Below are 17,198 nucleotides of genomic sequence, written 5' to 3'. Positions count from 1 at the left end.
TGCGCCAAATTAAATTAAAGGCATGTCACGAATTTTAACCGGTGTTCAAAGTACAGGAACCCCGCATTTAGGTAATTTACTGGGAGCTATTATACCTGCAATTGAGATGGCAAATGACTCTAACAACGAGTCGTTTCTCTTTATTGCCAACCTGCATACGCTCACGCAGATTAAAGACGCTTCAGTCTTAAAAGAAAACACCTATTCAGTGGCAGCGACCTGGCTTGCCTTTGGTCTTGATATAGAGAAAACCGTATTCTACCGTCAGAGCGATGTACCGCAAACTACCGAACTTACCTGGTATTTGAGCTGCTTTTTTCCCTATCAAAGACTTACTCTCGCGCATTCGTTTAAAGATAAGGCAGACCGGTTAGCCGATGTAAACTCAGGGCTTTTTACCTACCCGATGCTTATGGCGGCTGATATCCTGTTGTATGATGCCGAATTTGTACCGGTAGGAAAAGACCAGTTGCAACATATTGAAATGACCCGCGATGTGGCTTCCCGTTTTCATGCCCAGATGGGTGAAACCTTTGTGCTTCCGGAGGCTAAGATTGAGGAAAATACCAAATACATTCCCGGTACAGACGGTGAAAAAATGAGTAAGTCGCGTGATAACTACATCAACCTCTTTTTGCCCGATAAGCAATTGCGGAAACAGGTGATGGGCATTCAGACAGACAGTACGCCTCTTGAAGAACCGAAAAACCCCGATACCTGTAATGTTTTCAATCTCTACAAAGTAATTGCTTCAGAAGCCGAAGTTGCCCAGATGCGTCAAAATTATTTAGGTGGAAATTACGGTTACGGTCACGCGAAACAAGCGCTTTACGAACTTCTTGTAGCGAAATATGCCAAGCAACGGGAGGCTTACACGTACTATATGAATAATCTTGAAGAAGTCGACGCTGCTCTTGAAAAAGGAGCGGAAAAAGCCCGAGAAGCGGCCAATGCTGTTTTAAATCGCGTACGCGAAAAATTGGGCTACTAAATCAGCTCAAATAATTTACCCGGAAGTGGACGAACCACTCCTTTAAGTTCCATATTTAAAAGCAGTGAAGCCGTTTTGTACGTAGGCAGATTGCAGTTTAATGCGATGAGATCAAGTTCCTCTTTACCGCGATCTGAAAGCAGGCGCCAGACGATTCTTTCCTCATCGGTAAGTTCTACAAACAATTGCTTTTGCACCGGTTTGAAAATTTCTTCTGGTTGCCAGTTTAGCTGATAAATCAGGTCTGCCGCGCTGGTTATCAACTGTGCTTTTTGGGTTTTAATTAAATTATTGCAGCCTACACTTTGCAAATCATCTGCCCTTCCGGGAACCGCAAACACATCACGATTATAGGAATTTGCAATTTCAGCTGTAACCAAAGAACCACCCTTTTCGGCACTTTCTACGACCAGAGTAGCTTCGGCTATACCCGCAATAATGCGGTTGCGCCTTAAGAAATTTGTTCGATCAAAAGCATCAGAACTCCAAAAATCGGTCATAAAAGCACCCTGACGTTCTACCGCCTTTTGATATTTAGCGTGCACTTTTGGATAGATTTGGTTTAAACCGTGAGCCAAAACTGCAAGCGTATCGAGACCATTATCTAATGCTGCGGTGTGCGCTGCGATATCCACTCCATAGGCAAAACCCGATACAATAAGCGGCTGCAAGGGAGCTAAGTCTTCTATGAACTTTCTAATAAATTGAAGACCGTGAGTCGTGACTTTACGGGTACCAACTATTGCCAAAACCCGCTTATTCTCATAACCCGCATCACCGCGTTTAAAAAGCAAGATGGGGCCATCAACGCAATGCTTCAGACGCTCAGGGTAATGTGCTTCCCTAAAATTACAACAGGAAATTCCCGTTCTTTCAATGAAATGTAATTCCTGTTCGGCAGCCTGCCTATGGCTTTTTTCGTAGAATTCTTTCAGCCGTATCTCCCCAATCCCATCAATTTTGAGAAGGGTTTCTTTCTTCTGCCTCAAAACATTTTCGGCCGTCTCAAAGCGGTTGATGAGCCGTTTAATGGAAGTATCCCCCAGATTGGGAATGCGTTGCAGAATCAAATAAGCCAGAAGTTCGTCTTGCGTCATGTATAAAAACCGTGGGTTGGTTAGGTTTTCGGGGGCGCTAAGCAACTTAGCCTAAAGGTATTATAAAATTGTTAACAAATCACGGTTTATAAGTTTAGCCCACTGGCATTTTTTTATAATTTTACGATATGCATTTTACAACCTACATCAGCGATTTACTATACCGGTATGAATGTGTAATCATACCCGGTTTTGGAGCCTTTTTAGGCCATCGCGTTGCAGCGCGACATGACGCAGAAACGCACACCTTTTTCCCACCTTACAAGCGCTTATCCTTTAATGCCCAACTCACGCAAAATGATGGTTTATTAGCTAATTATGCTGCCTCTGCAGAACAAATTAGTTATGGAGAAGCACTTCAAAATGTGCAGGAATTTGCGGCACAACTGAATGCCGACTTGCAGGCCGGTAATGAGGTGGTTTTTGATAAAATAGGAACACTTTCAAAAAATGAAGCCGGTAAAATCAATTTTGAGCCGGCAGGTGAGTCTAATTTCTTAACGGAAGCATTTGGCCTTGCCACTTATCGCTTTGATGCATTATCGCGTACAACACCTGTTGTTGAAGAGCCTGCGGAAGAACCCAAAGTGGTAGCTTTAGAGCAAAAGCAGCACAATTCGCCCTGGCTGAAATATGCAGCCGTAGGTTTACTTGCAATAGGACTTTCCGGTTCTCTGGGATTCCTATATTTCAAAGACATCGCAGATCACAATTTAGCCGAAGAGCAAAAAGCCAAGCAGGTTGTAGATGAGACCATACAGAAAGCGACATTTACTATAGAAAACCCGTTGCCCGCAGTAACCTTAAACGTCTTTAAACCCCGAGGTAACTATCATATTGTCGCAGGAGCTTTTCGCATTCCCGAAAACGCAGAGGTAAAAGTAGAAGAGCTCAGAGAAGCGGGCTATAAAGCACGACTTATTGGTGAAAACAAATACGGCTTACATCAGGTAGTTTATGGTAGTTATGCAGATCGCAGCGAGGCCGCGAAAGTCTTGCGTGAAGTGCGCAATTCAGACAACCCGAATGCCTGGATGTTAGTACAGGAGCTCGACTAAGCTTAACTAAATACCGAACAAACGCATTGAAAGCCTCCTAACTCAGGAGGCTTTTTTGATTGTATTGCCTGTATTCTTCCTATTTTTGCCGAAAATAAAAGCCTGATGGACGCAAAAACACCTTCTGAATCGAAAACGGTACAAACCGACCTCGTACTGCCTAATGAGACCAATCCGCTAAACAATATGTTTGGGGGCGAGTTGCTGGCGCGTATGGACCGTGTGGCTAGTATTACTGCCCGCCGTCACAGCAGAAGGATTGTAGTAACCGCTTCAGTAAATCATGTCGCCTTTAACAAGGCTATTCCCTTAGGAAGCGTTGTTACGGTTGAAGCAACCATTTCAAGAGCGTTTAAGACCTCTATGGAGGTCATCATAGACGTATGGGTAGAAGATCGGGAAAGCGGCCTAAGATCTAAGGCAAATGACGCCATTTATACCTTTGTAGCTGTTGACCGTACCGGTACACCTGTACCCATCCCTGAAATTAAACCCGAAACGGAACAGGAAAAAGAACGTTATGCTGCTGCTCTACGCAGAAAACAACTCAGTCTGGTACTTGCCGGAAAAATGAAAGCTCAGGATGCCACAGAGCTGAAGGCGTTGTTTGAGTAAATAGGATCTTAAACTAAAAAAAGGGAAGCACAGGCTTCCCTTTTTTATCTGATTTTATTCTAGTTTCTATAATCTAATGCGGGCTCCCGATCTCCCAGCAATGGAATGTATTCAAAGTCTGCCCCACGTTTTTCTTCAAATTCTTTTTTTGCAGCTTTAAGTATAGCAGGATCATCAAAAAGATCCATACCGGTCATTGCCATTGTTTTTGCAGCAACCATCATCCCTTTTACGCCAATACTGGTTCCACCTGCAGCTACGGCCTGCCAACTGTGTGCCGGTGTGCCGGGAACCCAGGTTGCAGTATATAATCCAACAGTAGGCACTGTAAAACTTACATCGCCCACATCTGTAGAGCCGCCTGCCTCTGGATTGAGATTGTACTCACATATGCCTTCAACATTTTTGACATCAAGTTCTGTATTAAGACTTGAAGCAATTTCCTCTGCAAATTCAAGCTCTTCGGGAGTATATGTATAACCGCCCACCTCTTTGAGGTTTTCATACATAAGCTTCTGCAAGGTGAGGTTTGGTAATAATTCATGTGTACCCCCAATCATTTCATAATCCATCTTCGTTCCTGTTCCTAAAGCAGCTCCCTCAGCAGCCTTAACCATGCGGTCAAAGACGTCTATGACCACATCTCTTGTGGTATGCCGGGCATAATAATATACCTCTGCAAAATCAGGAACTACATTTGGTGCTTTTCCTCCTTGGGTAATTACATAATGAATTCGGGTGTCTTCCGGTACGTGCTCGCGCATCATATTTATCATATAGTTCATAGCCTCTACAGCATCTAAGGCTGAGCGGCCCTTCTCTGGTGCGGCGGCAGCGTGAGCAGAAATTCCATAAAATCTGAATTTTGCCGATTTATTTGCCAATGCAGCACCAGGGTTGGCCCCGTTAGAATTACCGGGATGCCAGTTAATCACAGCATCAACATCATCAAAAAGTCCCGCTCTGGTAAGATATACCTTACCGGAACCACCTTCTTCTGCAGGGCAACCATAAAAGCGAATTGTCCCCGTTTTTCCTGTTTCCTCAAGGTATTTTTTAATAGTTATTGCCGCAGCAGAAGATGCTGTGCCAAATAAGTGATGCCCACAAGCATGACCCGCTTCACCTCCATTTGATTCTTTTTGTGCGATAGCTTTCTGTGACAAGCCTGGTAAAGCATCATATTCACCTAAAACTGCAATCACAGGTTTACCCGAACCATAACTGGCAATAAAGGCCGTTGGCATAGCCGCAACGCCGGCTTCAATACTAAATCCTTCTTCTTTTAAAGTTTTTTGAAGTAGGGCTACACTTTGTTCTTCCTGATATCCCATTTCAGCAAAAGACCAAATTTTATGCGCTATTTCGCCATAAGTTTCAGTATGGTCATCCAGTTCAGCAATAAGTTTGGACTGCGTTTCCTGTGCCAAAAGAACACCGGAAAGCGTTAAGAAGTAAAAAAGAAAGGTCGCTTTTTTCATAAAAATAAGATTGAAGTATTTCTGCTCATTTAAAAATACAACAATCAATTTTTATGAACTGAGAATCTATCTACATATTATAAACCCACTCTTCAGGGTTAAGGCGCTGAGAATCTTTATAAACCAGGAATTTTAGGATGGTTTTACCGGTAAATGAGTTTACTGCGATTTCGCCCAAAGCCTGTTTAGTGGACACCTCATCATTTACTTTGACTTTGAGGTTTTTGAGGTTTTGATATACGGTAAGGTAATTTCCGTGGCGTATAAGTACGGTGTAACCTCCACCACGTATCAATTGTATTTGTTGAACCGTACCTTTAAAAGCAGCACGTGCAACGCTTCCGGGAGCAGTTTCAATCTCTACCCCACTGTTGTAGGTCGTAATATTTGGTAAAGTAGGATGCTGAGAAGTCCCGAAGCGCTTGTAAACCCTGCCTCGTTCTACGGGCCAGTCCATTCGTCCTTTGTTGGACGCAAAGTCACTTGCCAGGGCTTTAGCTGCCGGTGTCAGGTTAAAGGTAGGCATCTCCCCTGCTTTTTCAACTTTAGTGGGCTCTGCTCCGGTTTCCTTTTTAGACGCGGCAATTGCTTCGCGAATCAGTCGGTCAATTTCTTTATCAATACGGTCTGCGGCTTTTTGCTTTTCGCGAATTTGTGCCACATACGTTGACTCTTTCTCCCTGATTTTAGCAATAAGTGCATCCTGCTGCTTTTTCTCGGCCTCCAGTTTTTCCTGCTCTTCGCGGTTTTGGGCAATAAGTTGTTGCTTTTCTTCCTTCTGCTTTATGAGGTCGTTGTTGGTTTGTTTCAGCAATTCGGTGCGCTCCTTGATTTGATCGCCCTGTTTTTTGCGGTAATTGCTGTACTGCTTCATATACTGCACCCGCTTATAGGCCTGCAAAAAACTTTCCGAAGACAGCAAAAACATAATCCGGCTCTGACTGCTCTTGCTTTTGTATGACTTTTCAACCATTGCGGCATAATCGGTTTTCAGCTTTTCGAGTTCGTCGCGCAGATCGCTTATTTTGTTTATGTTCTGGTTTATTTTCTGGGTGAGCAAATTGGCCTGACTGTTTGTAACCTTAATCAGGTTTTGACGGGTTTTGATTTTAGAGTCCAAATCTTCAACCTGACTCAGTACGTTGCGCTCGTCTTTTTTGTTGTTTTGGCGCAATTTGCTCAGCTCTTCAATCTGGCTCATCAACTGCCGGCGCTGACGCTCAAGTTCAGCCTGACGGTCGTTTTGGGCGAAAAGCGTAGAAGCCCCCAACAGGAGCATCATAAAAATGAGGAGTTTGTAAAAGCGGGATGACTGCATTACAATTCGATTTCTTTAAGCCCCGAAGGTATTGAAAATGGAAAACTTACCGGCGTATTAAAATCTAAACCGCGGTATTCAATATCAATCAAGGTGATTTTATCGCCTTCCTGAGCTTTAACGTGTATTTCTGACGGAAAATAACCGGCCTGTTCCAGAGTAAAATCTCCATAATCAATCACCAGATCCCGACTTTCTTCCCGCTGCGTTAGGCGTTGCTGCTGAAGCGTAAACGACCCGCTATTCAAATAGAAAAACAGATCAAACAATGTAGATTGCTTTCGCGGAGCGATCACATAACGCGTAGAAGTAGGCCCGGCACTAAAACCGCCGCTGCGTAAATCGTAAATAGGCTGCCCCAGAAGCAGAGCTTCTACCTGCTCGTAATTGAGTTCGGTGCCCAGCACCTCGCTGAGTAATTCAAAGTCTCCGTCGAAATACGAACCGTCTATTTTCTCATAAAACTGCACCCGATCTGGTGTGATCATCGCCTTAGCCAGCGAAATTCCAAGCACTGAAGCGCTCATCCAGATGGCTTCTCCTTTTTTCATACGCAGACTTACGGTGACACTTTGATTGGTTTCGGGATCCTGATAACGAATTTTTAAACGTGCCGCCAGGGTTTCAAACTGCGGATGGGTATCGTAATGGGAGGCGATAATTTTTGCAGATTCCAGGTCTTCGGTTGAGGCTACGCTTCGGGTAGATTTACAAGCCGAAAGAGTGATAACTAAAGCAAGAATGAAAATTTTATATACTATTTGCATCTATTGATTCAGGTTTGTGAGGCGTTTTTGATAGGCTTCCGCTTTTACGGCATCGCCCAGACCGGTATAGCCACGAGCCAGTTGCCGGTAGAAATCGGCCTCCATTTTTGGGTTTTCCACTACATAATCTATCCCCATCTCGAGATAGCTTACAGCGTCTTTAAAATTGCCCAGCTCATTTTGAGCCACACCATAAGCCAAATAAAACACGGCCTGAGCAGGATACAGGCTTAGAGCCTCTTCGCTCAACTCAGCAGCTTCCTTATTTTGCCCGGCTTCTAGTTTAAGCAGGGTTAAATTACGCAGGACACCCAGATCTGTAGGTTCATTTGTATAAGCAGACTCGTAATACGATAAGGCTTTATCGGTTTCCTGATTTTTCAGATAATAGGCGCCCAATTCTTCGCTTACATCGGTATTTTCTTCCTCAGAAAACAGCGCGATAGCTTCCTCCAGTTCGGGTTGATACTCGGGATTGCGATCTGCGAAAATCAAAAAATCATTGAGTACACTGTGTTTGGCTTTTGGATCAATTCGCTTGCTTTTCATCACCTTTTCGAGCGATTTTAAAGCCTGAGGCACCGAGCCCTGTTCCAAATAAAATTTATACAACGCCAAATGCACCTCATCTGCCTGCGGATTCACCTTAAGCAATTTCTGAGCAGTGGCATAAGCTTTGTCAGTCTTGCCCTGCTCGCTGTACACATAGATCAGGTTCAGATAATTTTGCTCCTCCTGCGGACTGGTTTTTATTTTTTCCAGAAGCATCTGCTCTTTAAAATCCCCACCACTCAGGGCTAAAGCCTGAGTGCGAATCTGATTGCGATAGGCATCTTTACCCAACTCGGCATCCAGTTTATCAAGCACCTTAATCGCCTGCTCAAAATCTCCTTTAAGCACGTAAATACGTGCCAGATCTTCCTCGTAATGCAAATCAAATTTCGCCAGATCCCTCACCAGATCAATCGCTTTCTCAAAATCCTGACGGGCGTAATAGACCTCGTACAGGCTTTCCATAATGTCCTGTTGATTGGGCTTAAGCTGAAGCGCTTTGAGGTAATTATTTTCAGCCTGCTGCAGATTGCCTAATGCAGCTTCATTTTTCCCTTTTTCAAAATATAAAAAGGGTTCCTGCGGGCGCAGATTGATGCATTTATCCAGAGCTGTGATGGCCCGGTCGTAGTTTTCGATGCCTTTTTGCTTCAGGGCTTCAAAAAAAAGCTCCTGAAAATCATCGGTCACATCCTCAAGCTCATCCACATTTACATCCTGCAGGGGACTGGGCTCCTGTGCTTCCGCCAAAGGCGAAAACAAAAATAATACGAGTACGAGCGAGAGCCATTTCATCTTTAAAATCTAAATCAATTCTGAGTAATCCCCGATGCTTATCGCGGTAAAGTTACCATCGAATTTGGCATGATTACCTATCATCGCATTTTTTAACTGCGCATTAGTAATTGTGCTGAAATTCTGAATCAAACTTTCAGAAACAGTGCTGTTTTTAATTACCGTTCCGGCACCTACAGACACGTTAGGTCCCACAGTGCTGTCTTTAATCACCGCGTTTTCGCCAATAAAACAAGGCGGAATAATCGATGCGTTTTCCAGTTTTGCGGTTTCTGAAACGAGATGCTTCCCTTCTTTATGCAAAAACTGAAGCATTCTGCCATTGGTCTCTACCGTCACATTCTTATTTCCGCAATCCATCCACTCGTCAATTTTTCCGGGCTTAAAGACGTAGCCTTTAGCCTGCATTTGCTTGATACCGTCGTTGATCTGGTACTCACCCCCGTGCATCAATTGCGCATCTAAAACCGCCTGAAGTTCCTGTTTAAGCACTTCGCCCTGTTTGAAATAGTAGATACCAATCACTGCAAGGTCTGATACAAACTCGGCCGGTTTCTCAACGAGACCGGTAATTTCATCAGCCTCATTAAGCGACACCACACCATAAGCCTGGGGATTTGCAACCTGTTTTACCCAGATTACGCTGTCTGCCTCCTTGTCTAACGTAAAGTCGGCTCTAAAAAGTGTATCGGCATAAGCGATCACGCAAGGTCCGCTTAGCGAATCCTGAGCGCACATAATGGCGTGCCCGGTACCCAGGGGTTTATCCTGATAATAAATCGTGCCTTTTGCACCCAGACTTTGAGCCACTGCTTTGAGGTTTTCTTCGGTTTCAGGGCCAAAATCCTCGGCAATGATAAAAGCAATTTCTTCAATTTTTTCTTCTAAAACACCGGCTATATCTTCAACCAGTCGCTGTACAATGGGTTTACCGGCAATGGGAATCAGGGGTTTAGGTATTGTAAGGGTGTGCGGTCGCAGTCGGGAACCGCGGCCTGCCATAGGGACAATGATTTTCATTTTTTGTGTTTTAATTGTAGGTAAAGACACCGACTGCTTCTGGTAATCAGCCGGCGATGTTGCAAAATACAAAGGATTTGATTGTTTGCCGAATTCACTAACAGCTATTTAAGATGTACGGCATCAGTTAGAGCAATAGTCCCGGTAGTTTTTGGGATCAGGTATACGCCAAAATTAATTTTGTTTCCCTCTTTTTTATAGGCGGAAAGACTGCGTAAAGGTTCCTGATTGGAGTCAAAAACGGCAGTTTCGGGTTTGATGGTAATAAGCGAACAGCGCGGCGTGGCGGTAATCACATCGAAAACACAATCGCCAATTATAATCTTTTTCCAGGCTTCTTCGGCATAAGCTTCAACTCCTGAAATCACGATGTTTGGCCGGAAGCGTTCCCCCGGAAGGGGTTTTTCTAATAGGGTATTAAGATCAGCTACCGAAGCTTCTGAGATCAAATGAATGGGGAAACCGTCTGCAAACGAAATGGCATGCTCCTCGTTTAACGCGTATTTCGCACTTACCTGACGCAGTTTTTGAGGATACAGCCGCACCAAACGCAAAGGTTCATCAAAGAGTCCGCTAAACCATTCGTCAGCTTTCCCGGAAACCGCTTTCCCAAATGCCGGTTTTTTGAATAGCTCTAACTCGTAAACGCTTTCTTCTTCGGCATTTAAAGGAATTTCGATTGCAGTTCCTTCCGCAGAAACTAGCATCACATCAGCCTTTAAGGCAACCTCTACCTGCAGCAATTGAGGCTTTTCTCGGGCAGTTAGGATTTTGTTTTCAGCATTGACCAGTGCAAACTCCCGGTCGTGTGCAAAACCCAGGTCGCCTATCTGTGTTTTTTGCAAGGCAACAGCTCCCGCAGATTTAAGCGGATAGGTATAAAGCGATTGTATTGTGGGCTGATTCAAGTTTGTAAGGGATTTTTTGCCAAAGTTTATAGGGAGCGATAGCACGATGAAGCTCTTGGTTTATTATTGAACGTTTTCCGCCGAAGTTTATCCTGAGCGATAGCCGAAGGGCGGAAAAGACAAAAATAGCTAATACTATTTTGTGCCGGTACTTCCAAAGCCACCTGCTCCGCGGGCAGTTTCGCTCAAGATCTCTACAGGATTCCACTCGGCGCGCTCGTGTTTGGCGATCACCAGCTGGGCGATACGCTCCCCGCTTTCGATGGTAAAATCTTCGTTGGATAAATTTACCAGAATCACTCCTATTTCCCCACGGTAATCGGCATCGATGGTTCCGGGTGCGTTGAGAACAGTGATGCCTTTTTTGGCCGCCAGACCGCTACGTGGACGCACCTGCGCCTCGATCCCAACGGGAAGCTCTATAAAAAGTCCGGTTTTGATGATGGCACGCTCCAAAGGTTTAAGGGTTACGGGCGCATTAAGCTCGGCGCGAAGGTCCATTCCTGCTGAAGCTTCGGTTTCGTAATGGGGCAGGTCGTGACTGGACTTGTTGATGATATTGATTTGCATATTTATGCTGATTTTTTGGTTAAAATTCGTTTGAGTTCGCGGCCTTCCAGCGCAAATGTGATTCCTGAGAAAAGTAAAATAAATAGGGTATTGACAAGGTAATTTCCTCTAAAAATATAGAACGAAAGCAGGGCGCTTCCCATTGCCAAAACCAGATATAGTATAATTCGCAGGCTGTTATAAGGAATGCGGTAATGACGTTGCCCGAAATAATAAGAAATACCCATCATCGCGCCGTAAGCCGCCACGGTGGCGTAAGCCGAAGCCATAAAACCAATTCGTGGAATAAAATACCAGTTTAAGCCAATGGTTAGCCCGGCACCAAGCAGCGAGAAATACATACCGTAAAGCGTTTTATCGGTGAGTTTATACCACACCGCAAGATTGTGGTAAATACCCAGAAATAGATTGGCCAGCAGAATGTAGGGAACAATCTCAAGCGCGATAAAATAATCAGCATTACCGATGAGCAAGTCTTTAAAAAAATCGATGAAACATACGATGATCATAAGGCCCAACGCACCGGCTATTGTAAAATACTTCAGAATGGTGGCATAGGTGGCCGGGGCATTTTTACTGCTGGCGTGGTTAAAAAAGAAGGGCTCTGCCCCCAGCCTGAATGCCTGAATAAAAATGGTCATGAATACAGCCAGCTTGTAGCAGCCGGAATAGGCTCCCATAATATTCTTATCAAGCATATCACCCAGCAGAAGCTTATCCAGGTTTTCATTGACCACAAAAGCCAGCCCTGCGACCAAAACCGGCCAGCCATAGCGCCAGAGTTGACCAAACAACTGTTTGTCAAAAATAAGTTTGGTTGTAAAAAAGTCAGGTAAAATGAGCAGAAAGGTCACCGCACTGGCCATCAGGTTTGCAAAAAATATATAAACCAAATACTCGTCTGTACTATACCAGCTGAAGTTTAATCCGAAATGTGGTATTACCCAAAGCAAGCCTACATTTAGAACTACATAGATTGCCAGATTGGTAAGCTTGATTCCTGCAAAACGCAGCGCCTTGCCTTTGGCGCGTAAATATGCGAATGGAGCCACAACCAGCGCATCAAGTATAACTACCCCCAAGAGATAACCGAAATAGCGCACAGGCAGCTCTAAGGCTTCAGAAATGGGTATTTTAAACAGCCAAAGGATGCCGAAAGCGATCAATGTTGTTGTGGTAAGTGCTATCAGGACGGTACTATACACCCTCTGTTTATCTTCCGTCTTTGAAAAAAAACGAAAAAAAGCGGTTTCCATACCGTAAGTAAGCATCACGTTAAGAAACGCGGCTCCAACGTAAAATGAAGTGTTTTCGGCGTAGCCTGAAGTCTCCAGCTTATCAGTATGCAGATAAACCAGCACCACGCTCATAATACGCGGCAGAATGGTTGCCAGGCCATAGACCGCAGTATCTTTTACAAAACGCTTTAGGATGCTCAAGTAATAGCTTTTTAGAAATTAATTGGAAAGCCGAATTAACACTGCAAAAGTAGCATTCTGCTTAGAGGTAATGCTTTATTGCACTTCAAAAATAGTGTAATAGGTTTCTTCACCTTCGGAATAGTGCAACAGGGCTTCATTATCCTCTAACTCGTAGGGAACTTCCACCGGCATAACCGGTAAGGGATTATTCGCTTCTTCGCTCATATCTGAAGAAAGTATTTTTTCACCATCCGAATTAAAAAGGGGAAAATCTGCATAGTAAGTATTTTCAGAATCCCATAAAACGGTGGCTTTTCGCTGACCAAAATACAGGCTTTTAAAAGCTACATTACGGGGCAATACGGAAGTTTGGAATAGAATTTTATGTCCGTTTGCCTTTAGCGTCTGTTTTTCCGGATTTAAAATTTTAAAGGGAGGATTGCTTACCAGATCTGAACTTCCACCGCAGGAAGTAATTATAATCAATAAAAAAAGTGACACCCATTTTAAGTTCATCATAAACTGCTTTTTGAATAAACGCGAAAGCCGTCAGAATGGTATAGGGATAAAACCAAAAAGCCCCGCAAGTTGCGAGGCTTCAAGATAAAAATTATTTTCTTAATTGTTAAGCGCTTCTGCACCACCTACAATCTCAAGGATTTCATTGGTAATAGCAGCCTGTCTTGCTTTGTTATAGGTCAACTTAAGCTGATCTCTTAATTCCTTGGCATTATCTGTCGCTTTATGCATCGCAGTCATTCGAGCACCGTGCTCACTAGCTACAGAGTCTCTAATTCCTTTAAAAAATTGTGTCTTTAAGGATTTTGGGATCAACTGTTTTACGATCTCGCCTTTTGAAGGTTCAAAGATATAATCAACATTGCTGGGAGCTACATCTTCAAACTGTTCTTTAAGTGGAACGATTGGCAAAAACTGCTCACGCATCACAACCTGAGTCGCAGCGTTTTTAAAGGAATTGTAAACCAGTTCTACCTTATCGTAAGCCCCTTCAGTAAACAGATTCATAATGCGCTCTGCAATCTCCTCTACATTTTCGAAAGTCAGCTCATCAAATACAACATTGTTGTTGTAGATGATCTGGTATGACTTTTTAAGAATATCGTTAGCCTTTTTACCGATGGTTAAGAAGTGTACTTCTTTGCCGGGATAAACATTCTCAACGATGTTTTTTGACTCTTTTACAATGTTTGAGTTAAAAGCACCTGCAAGACCTCTGTTTGAAGAGATTGCCACGACAAGTACTTTTTGTATCGGGCGCTCTTCTGCAAAACGGCTACCGCTGTCGCCTTCAAGTGAAGCACTTAAGTTTTGCAACAACTCAGTAAGTTTATCAGAATAAGGTCGCATTGCCGTAATCGCATCCTGAGCCTTCTTTAACTTAGCAGCAGATACCATTTTCATAGCACTGGTGATCTGCATCGTAGAAGATACTGATGAAATGCGGTTACGTATTTCCTTTAAATTGGCCATTTTTGAAATTATGAATTAAGAATGCTGAGTTAAGAGTTCTTACATATTGCTACTAAAATTCGTATCAACTCCTCACAACTTTCAATCATTTTTAAAGGAACATCCCTGCCAGTGGCCTGAAGAATCTCTAACCAATATTTTGTTTCTTCAGCTTCTTTAAGGGCAATCCCCATTTTATTTTTAAAATCCTTTTTACTAACACCCCGTTGCGCCTCGCGAGTATTAGCACCTATACTGGTCCCACTTTTTAAAAGTTGGGAAGCGATTTCATAGTCTTTATTGACCTTCAGCGCATCGCAATAATGAACTATTTCACAAGCAAAAAGAAAACTCTTTAATCGAATAGGGCTTTCATTATTACTCATTTTGGTTCACTTTATTACATAACTCTGCACTCGCTACTCTGCCTTCCTAACTTTTAAATTATTTTTTATAACGCGATGAAAGATCGTTAGCTACTGTAGTTAAGGTATCAATAGCCTCATCGGTAAGTTTACCGGCTTTAAGCGCATCCAATACATCTCTGTGCTTGGCATTTAAGAATTCTAAATAGTCGCGCTCAAATTCCTTGATCTTGTCGATAGGCACATTACGCATTAAGTTTTTAGAACCTGCATAAATAATAGCGATCTGATCTTCAACGGTATATGGATCATTCTCTGCCTGCTTTAGGATTTCAACGTTACGTTTACCCTTCTCAATTACGCTTAATGTAGCCGCATCGAGGTCAGAACCGAATTTCGCAAAAGCTTCCAATTCACGGAAAGCTGCCTGATCCAGTTTTAAGGTACCTGCAACCTTCTTCATTGATTTAATCTGAGCAGAACCACCCACACGAGATACCGAAATACCTACGTTAATTGCAGGACGCACACCCGAGTTAAACAAATCTCCATCCAAGAAGATCTGACCATCAGTGATCGAAATCACGTTAGTAGGAATATATGCTGATACGTCACCTGCCTGTGTCTCAATGATAGGAAGTGCAGTTAAAGAACCACCACCTTTTACGATAGGCTTTAAGCTATCTGGAAGATCGTTCATATTCTTAGCGATATCATCATCTGCAATAACCTTTGCTGCACGCTCTAATAAACGCGAGTGCAGGAAGAAAACGTCTCCAGGATACGCCTCACGACCCGGTGGGCGACGAAGCAAAAGTGACACCTCACGATAGGCTACCGCTTGCTTAGATAAATCATCATAGATGATCAAAGCAGGACGACCAGTATCTCTAAAGTACTCACCAATTGCAGCACCTGCAAAAGGAGCATATACCTGCATAGGAGCAGGATCTGAAGCGTTTGCAGCTACGATAGTGGTATAGGCCATAGCGCCTTTTTCTTCAAGTACGCTGGCAATACCGGCTACTGTTGAAGCTTTTTGACCTACAGCAACATAAATACAATAAACAGGCTCACCTGCATCGTAAAATTCTTTTTGATTCAAAATGGTATCAATACAAACCGTTGTTTTACCGGTCTGACGGTCACCAATAACAAGCTCACGCTGACCACGACCTACAGGAATCATCGCGTCAATAGACTTAATACCTGTTTGAAGCGGCTCGTTTACCGGCTGACGATAGATTACCCCAGGAGCTTTGCGCTCAAGCGGCATCTCATAAGTTTCTCCCTGAATTGCTCCTTTACCGTCTATAGGCTGACCCAGAGTGTTTACCACACGGCCTACAATACCTTCACCTACATTGATTGAAGCAATACGTTGAGTACGTTTTACGGTTGCACCTTCTCTAATTTCTTTTGAAGGACCTAAGAGTACAACCCCTACGTTATCTTCTTCAAGGTTAAGTACGATACCTTCTAGACCACCGTCAAACTCTACAAGTTCGCCGTATTGAGCATTAGAAAGACCGTAAACACGGGCAATACCATCACCCACGGTAAGTACGGTACCTACTTCATTTAAAGAAGCCGAGGCTTCAAAACCTGAAAGTTGTTTCTTTAAAATTGATGAAACTTCAGCTGGATTTACTTCTGCCATTTTGTTTGATATCTAAGCAAGCTTTAAAAAATTAAAGCCCATTTTAATTATATACGTTTACTAAATTCTTTTTGTACGCGTTCAAGCTGATTACTCACGCTTGCGTCGTACTGTACATCTCCTACCCGCAACAAAAACCCACCAAGAATACTTGGATCAATATGATGCTCCAGAGACACTTCTTCACTGCCGGTAATAGATTTTACCTTTGCTAAAATCTTAGCCTCAAGCGCCGAGTCAAGTTCTACTGCCGTAGTTACTTTTGCCGACACAATACCTTTTGAAGCATTGTAAAGCTCCTGATACGACTCTGCAACATCGCCTAAGATAGCAGAACGGTTTTTTTCAACCAAAAGATCAATAAGACTTAACGTACTTACATCGTGACCTTTGAAAATAGCGTGTAAGGAAGCGCGCTTATCTTCGGCTTTAACCACCGGACTTTTAAGCACACTACGCAATTCTCTACTGGAATTAAGGGTAGCGCTTATAGATTTCATGTTACCAAAAACCACCTCAGCAGTACCCTTATCCTGGGCCTGACCTAAAACGGCTTTTGCATAACGTATTGCTGCTCTTGAAGACATGAACTGCTTTTTTATTAATTAAGGGTAGCGTCTTGCAGCATTTTCTCTACATACTGCATTTGTTTCTTTTTATCTGAAAGTTCATCTTTAACCACCTTTTCTGCGATCTCCAATGAAAGTGCAGCTACCTGACTTTTCAATTCAGCAACGGCAGCACGCTTTTCTGCAGCGATTGCTTCCTGTGCCTGGGTGATGATTTTTGAAGCCTGAGCCTTAGCATCTTCTTCAGCTTCTGCGATCATTTTAGTTCTTATGTCGCGTGCATCTTTAAGCATAGCATCACGCTCTACACGAGCTTCCTGCAACGCTTTTTCATTATCTGCCTGAAGATTTTTCATCTCTAGGCGTGCTTTTTCAGCAGCTTCTAAAGCACCCTGAATACCTTGCTCACGTTCGTCTAGTGAGTTTAGGATAGGTTTCCAGGCAAATTTCTTCATCAATAAGATGAGAATTATCAATATAACAGCCTGCATTAAGAACAAGCCCGGCGAAAAATCATTTAATAACTGATCCATCTGTGTAT

18 protein-coding genes are annotated in these 17,198 nt (G+C 43.3%); 3 read left to right on the top strand and 15 right to left on the bottom strand.

Annotated features, from left to right (window positions below; all coding sequences use genetic code 11):
- Positions 1 to 22: 22 nt before the first annotated feature.
- The gene (gene trpS / locus CJ305_RS00790; RefSeq protein WP_099644338.1) at positions 23 to 991 is read left to right on the top strand and encodes a tryptophan--tRNA ligase; all 969 of its coding nucleotides are present in this window, start codon (positions 23 to 25) and stop codon (positions 989 to 991) included.
- Here trpS and dprA read toward each other — a convergent pair.
- Complete coding sequence (gene dprA, locus CJ305_RS00785) at positions 988 to 2,088, bottom strand: DNA-processing protein DprA (protein WP_099644337.1); 1,101 nt, start codon at positions 2,086 to 2,088, stop codon at positions 988 to 990. The genes trpS and dprA overlap by 4 nt on opposite strands.
- Positions 2,089 to 2,216: 128 nt before the next feature.
- On the opposite strand from dprA, the gene CJ305_RS00780 reads away from it, so the two are divergent.
- Complete coding sequence (locus tag CJ305_RS00780) at positions 2,217 to 3,146, top strand: HU domain-containing protein (RefSeq protein ID WP_099644336.1); 930 nt, start codon at positions 2,217 to 2,219, stop codon at positions 3,144 to 3,146.
- Between the two features lie 105 nt (positions 3,147 to 3,251).
- Positions 3,252 to 3,761: an acyl-CoA thioesterase gene (locus tag CJ305_RS00775; RefSeq protein ID WP_099644335.1), complete on the top strand. Its 510-nt coding sequence runs from the start codon at positions 3,252 to 3,254 to the stop codon at positions 3,759 to 3,761.
- Between the two features lie 59 nt (positions 3,762 to 3,820).
- On the opposite strand, the gene CJ305_RS00770 is transcribed toward CJ305_RS00775, so the two are convergent.
- The 14 genes from CJ305_RS00770 to CJ305_RS00705 form a co-directional block, all read right to left on the bottom strand.
- Positions 3,821 to 5,242 carry an amidohydrolase gene (locus CJ305_RS00770; RefSeq protein WP_099644869.1) on the bottom strand — a complete coding sequence of 474 codons (1,422 nt, stop codon included), beginning with the start codon at positions 5,240 to 5,242 and terminating at the stop codon, positions 3,821 to 3,823.
- A gap of 70 nt (positions 5,243 to 5,312) precedes the next feature.
- Entirely contained in the window at positions 5,313 to 6,560 is a 1,248-nt protein-coding gene (locus tag CJ305_RS00765) for a murein hydrolase activator EnvC family protein (protein ID WP_099644334.1), read from the bottom strand.
- Positions 6,560 to 7,327: a lipoprotein insertase outer membrane protein LolB1 gene (locus CJ305_RS00760; protein WP_099644333.1), complete on the bottom strand. Its 768-nt coding sequence runs from the start codon at positions 7,325 to 7,327 to the stop codon at positions 6,560 to 6,562. Before CJ305_RS00760 ends, CJ305_RS00765 begins: the two co-directional genes overlap by 1 nt.
- The gene (locus CJ305_RS00755) at positions 7,328 to 8,674 is read right to left on the bottom strand and encodes a tetratricopeptide repeat protein (RefSeq protein WP_099644332.1); all 1,347 of its coding nucleotides are present in this window, start codon (positions 8,672 to 8,674) and stop codon (positions 7,328 to 7,330) included. It abuts the gene before it with no gap.
- Positions 8,675 to 8,683: 9 nt separating this feature from the next.
- Positions 8,684 to 9,694 carry a sugar phosphate nucleotidyltransferase gene (locus CJ305_RS00750; protein ID WP_099644331.1) on the bottom strand — a complete coding sequence of 337 codons (1,011 nt, stop codon included), beginning with the start codon at positions 9,692 to 9,694 and terminating at the stop codon, positions 8,684 to 8,686.
- A 104-nt stretch (positions 9,695 to 9,798) separates the two neighbouring features.
- Positions 9,799 to 10,602, bottom strand: a complete 804-nt coding sequence (locus tag CJ305_RS00745) for an MOSC domain-containing protein (RefSeq protein WP_143469329.1) — start codon at positions 10,600 to 10,602, stop codon at positions 9,799 to 9,801.
- 135 nt (positions 10,603 to 10,737) lie between these two features.
- A complete protein-coding gene (dut, locus tag CJ305_RS00740; RefSeq protein WP_099644329.1) occupies positions 10,738 to 11,172 on the bottom strand; it encodes a dUTP diphosphatase in 435 nt (144 codons plus the stop codon).
- A 2-nt stretch (positions 11,173 to 11,174) separates the two neighbouring features.
- A complete protein-coding gene (locus CJ305_RS00735; RefSeq protein WP_099644328.1) occupies positions 11,175 to 12,611 on the bottom strand; it encodes an oligosaccharide flippase family protein in 1,437 nt (478 codons plus the stop codon).
- Between the two features lie 75 nt (positions 12,612 to 12,686).
- On the bottom strand, positions 12,687 to 13,112 hold the full coding sequence (locus tag CJ305_RS00730) for a hypothetical protein (protein ID WP_099644327.1): 426 nt from the start codon (positions 13,110 to 13,112) through the stop codon (positions 12,687 to 12,689).
- Positions 13,113 to 13,211: 99 nt separating this feature from the next.
- Positions 13,212 to 14,084, bottom strand: a complete 873-nt coding sequence (gene atpG / locus CJ305_RS00725; protein WP_099644326.1) for an ATP synthase F1 subunit gamma — start codon at positions 14,082 to 14,084, stop codon at positions 13,212 to 13,214.
- A 29-nt stretch (positions 14,085 to 14,113) separates the two neighbouring features.
- Entirely contained in the window at positions 14,114 to 14,449 is a 336-nt protein-coding gene (locus tag CJ305_RS00720) for a four helix bundle protein (RefSeq protein ID WP_099644325.1), read from the bottom strand.
- Between the two features lie 58 nt (positions 14,450 to 14,507).
- Positions 14,508 to 16,088, bottom strand: a complete 1,581-nt coding sequence (gene atpA, locus CJ305_RS00715) for a F0F1 ATP synthase subunit alpha (RefSeq protein WP_099644324.1) — start codon at positions 16,086 to 16,088, stop codon at positions 14,508 to 14,510.
- Positions 16,089 to 16,135: 47 nt separating this feature from the next.
- Positions 16,136 to 16,675 (bottom strand): ATP synthase F1 subunit delta, encoded by a 540-nt coding sequence (atpH, locus tag CJ305_RS00710; RefSeq protein WP_099644323.1) that lies wholly within the window; start codon positions 16,673 to 16,675, stop codon positions 16,136 to 16,138.
- A 14-nt stretch (positions 16,676 to 16,689) separates the two neighbouring features.
- Positions 16,690 to 17,190 (bottom strand): F0F1 ATP synthase subunit B, encoded by a 501-nt coding sequence (locus CJ305_RS00705; protein WP_099644322.1) that lies wholly within the window; start codon positions 17,188 to 17,190, stop codon positions 16,690 to 16,692.
- Positions 17,191 to 17,198: the final 8 nt, after the last annotated feature.

Origin of the sequence: Leeuwenhoekiella nanhaiensis (assembly GCF_002744755.1) — a bacterium.
GTDB classification, from domain to species: domain Bacteria; phylum Bacteroidota; class Bacteroidia; order Flavobacteriales; family Flavobacteriaceae; genus Leeuwenhoekiella; species Leeuwenhoekiella nanhaiensis.
This window is presented reverse-complemented; position numbering and strand designations above follow the sequence as displayed.

What these genes read in the sequence shown, in the direction of transcription:
- trpS (WP_099644338.1), top strand. Translation starts at nt 23, where the DNA reads ATGTCACGAATTTTAACCGGTGTTCAAAGTACAGGAACCCCGCATTTA.
- dprA (WP_099644337.1), bottom strand. Translation starts at nt 2,088, where the DNA reads ATGACGCAAGACGAACTTCTGGCTTATTTGATTCTGCAACGCATTCCC.
- CJ305_RS00780 (WP_099644336.1), top strand. Translation starts at nt 2,217, where the DNA reads ATGCATTTTACAACCTACATCAGCGATTTACTATACCGGTATGAATGT.
- CJ305_RS00775 (WP_099644335.1), top strand. Translation starts at nt 3,252, where the DNA reads ATGGACGCAAAAACACCTTCTGAATCGAAAACGGTACAAACCGACCTC.
- CJ305_RS00770 (WP_099644869.1), bottom strand. Translation starts at nt 5,242, where the DNA reads ATGAAAAAAGCGACCTTTCTTTTTTACTTCTTAACGCTTTCCGGTGTT.
- CJ305_RS00765 (WP_099644334.1), bottom strand. Translation starts at nt 6,560, where the DNA reads ATGCAGTCATCCCGCTTTTACAAACTCCTCATTTTTATGATGCTCCTG.
- CJ305_RS00760 (WP_099644333.1), bottom strand. Translation starts at nt 7,327, where the DNA reads ATGCAAATAGTATATAAAATTTTCATTCTTGCTTTAGTTATCACTCTT.
- CJ305_RS00755 (WP_099644332.1), bottom strand. Translation starts at nt 8,674, where the DNA reads ATGAAATGGCTCTCGCTCGTACTCGTATTATTTTTGTTTTCGCCTTTG.
- CJ305_RS00750 (WP_099644331.1), bottom strand. Translation starts at nt 9,694, where the DNA reads ATGAAAATCATTGTCCCTATGGCAGGCCGCGGTTCCCGACTGCGACCG.
- dut (WP_099644329.1), bottom strand. Translation starts at nt 11,172, where the DNA reads ATGCAAATCAATATCATCAACAAGTCCAGTCACGACCTGCCCCATTAC.
- CJ305_RS00730 (WP_099644327.1), bottom strand. Translation starts at nt 13,112, where the DNA reads ATGATGAACTTAAAATGGGTGTCACTTTTTTTATTGATTATAATTACT.
- atpG (WP_099644326.1), bottom strand. Translation starts at nt 14,084, where the DNA reads ATGGCCAATTTAAAGGAAATACGTAACCGCATTTCATCAGTATCTTCT.
- CJ305_RS00720 (WP_099644325.1), bottom strand. Translation starts at nt 14,449, where the DNA reads ATGAGTAATAATGAAAGCCCTATTCGATTAAAGAGTTTTCTTTTTGCT.
- atpA (WP_099644324.1), bottom strand. Translation starts at nt 16,088, where the DNA reads ATGGCAGAAGTAAATCCAGCTGAAGTTTCATCAATTTTAAAGAAACAA.
- atpH (WP_099644323.1), bottom strand. Translation starts at nt 16,675, where the DNA reads ATGTCTTCAAGAGCAGCAATACGTTATGCAAAAGCCGTTTTAGGTCAG.
- CJ305_RS00705 (WP_099644322.1), bottom strand. Translation starts at nt 17,190, where the DNA reads ATGGATCAGTTATTAAATGATTTTTCGCCGGGCTTGTTCTTAATGCAG.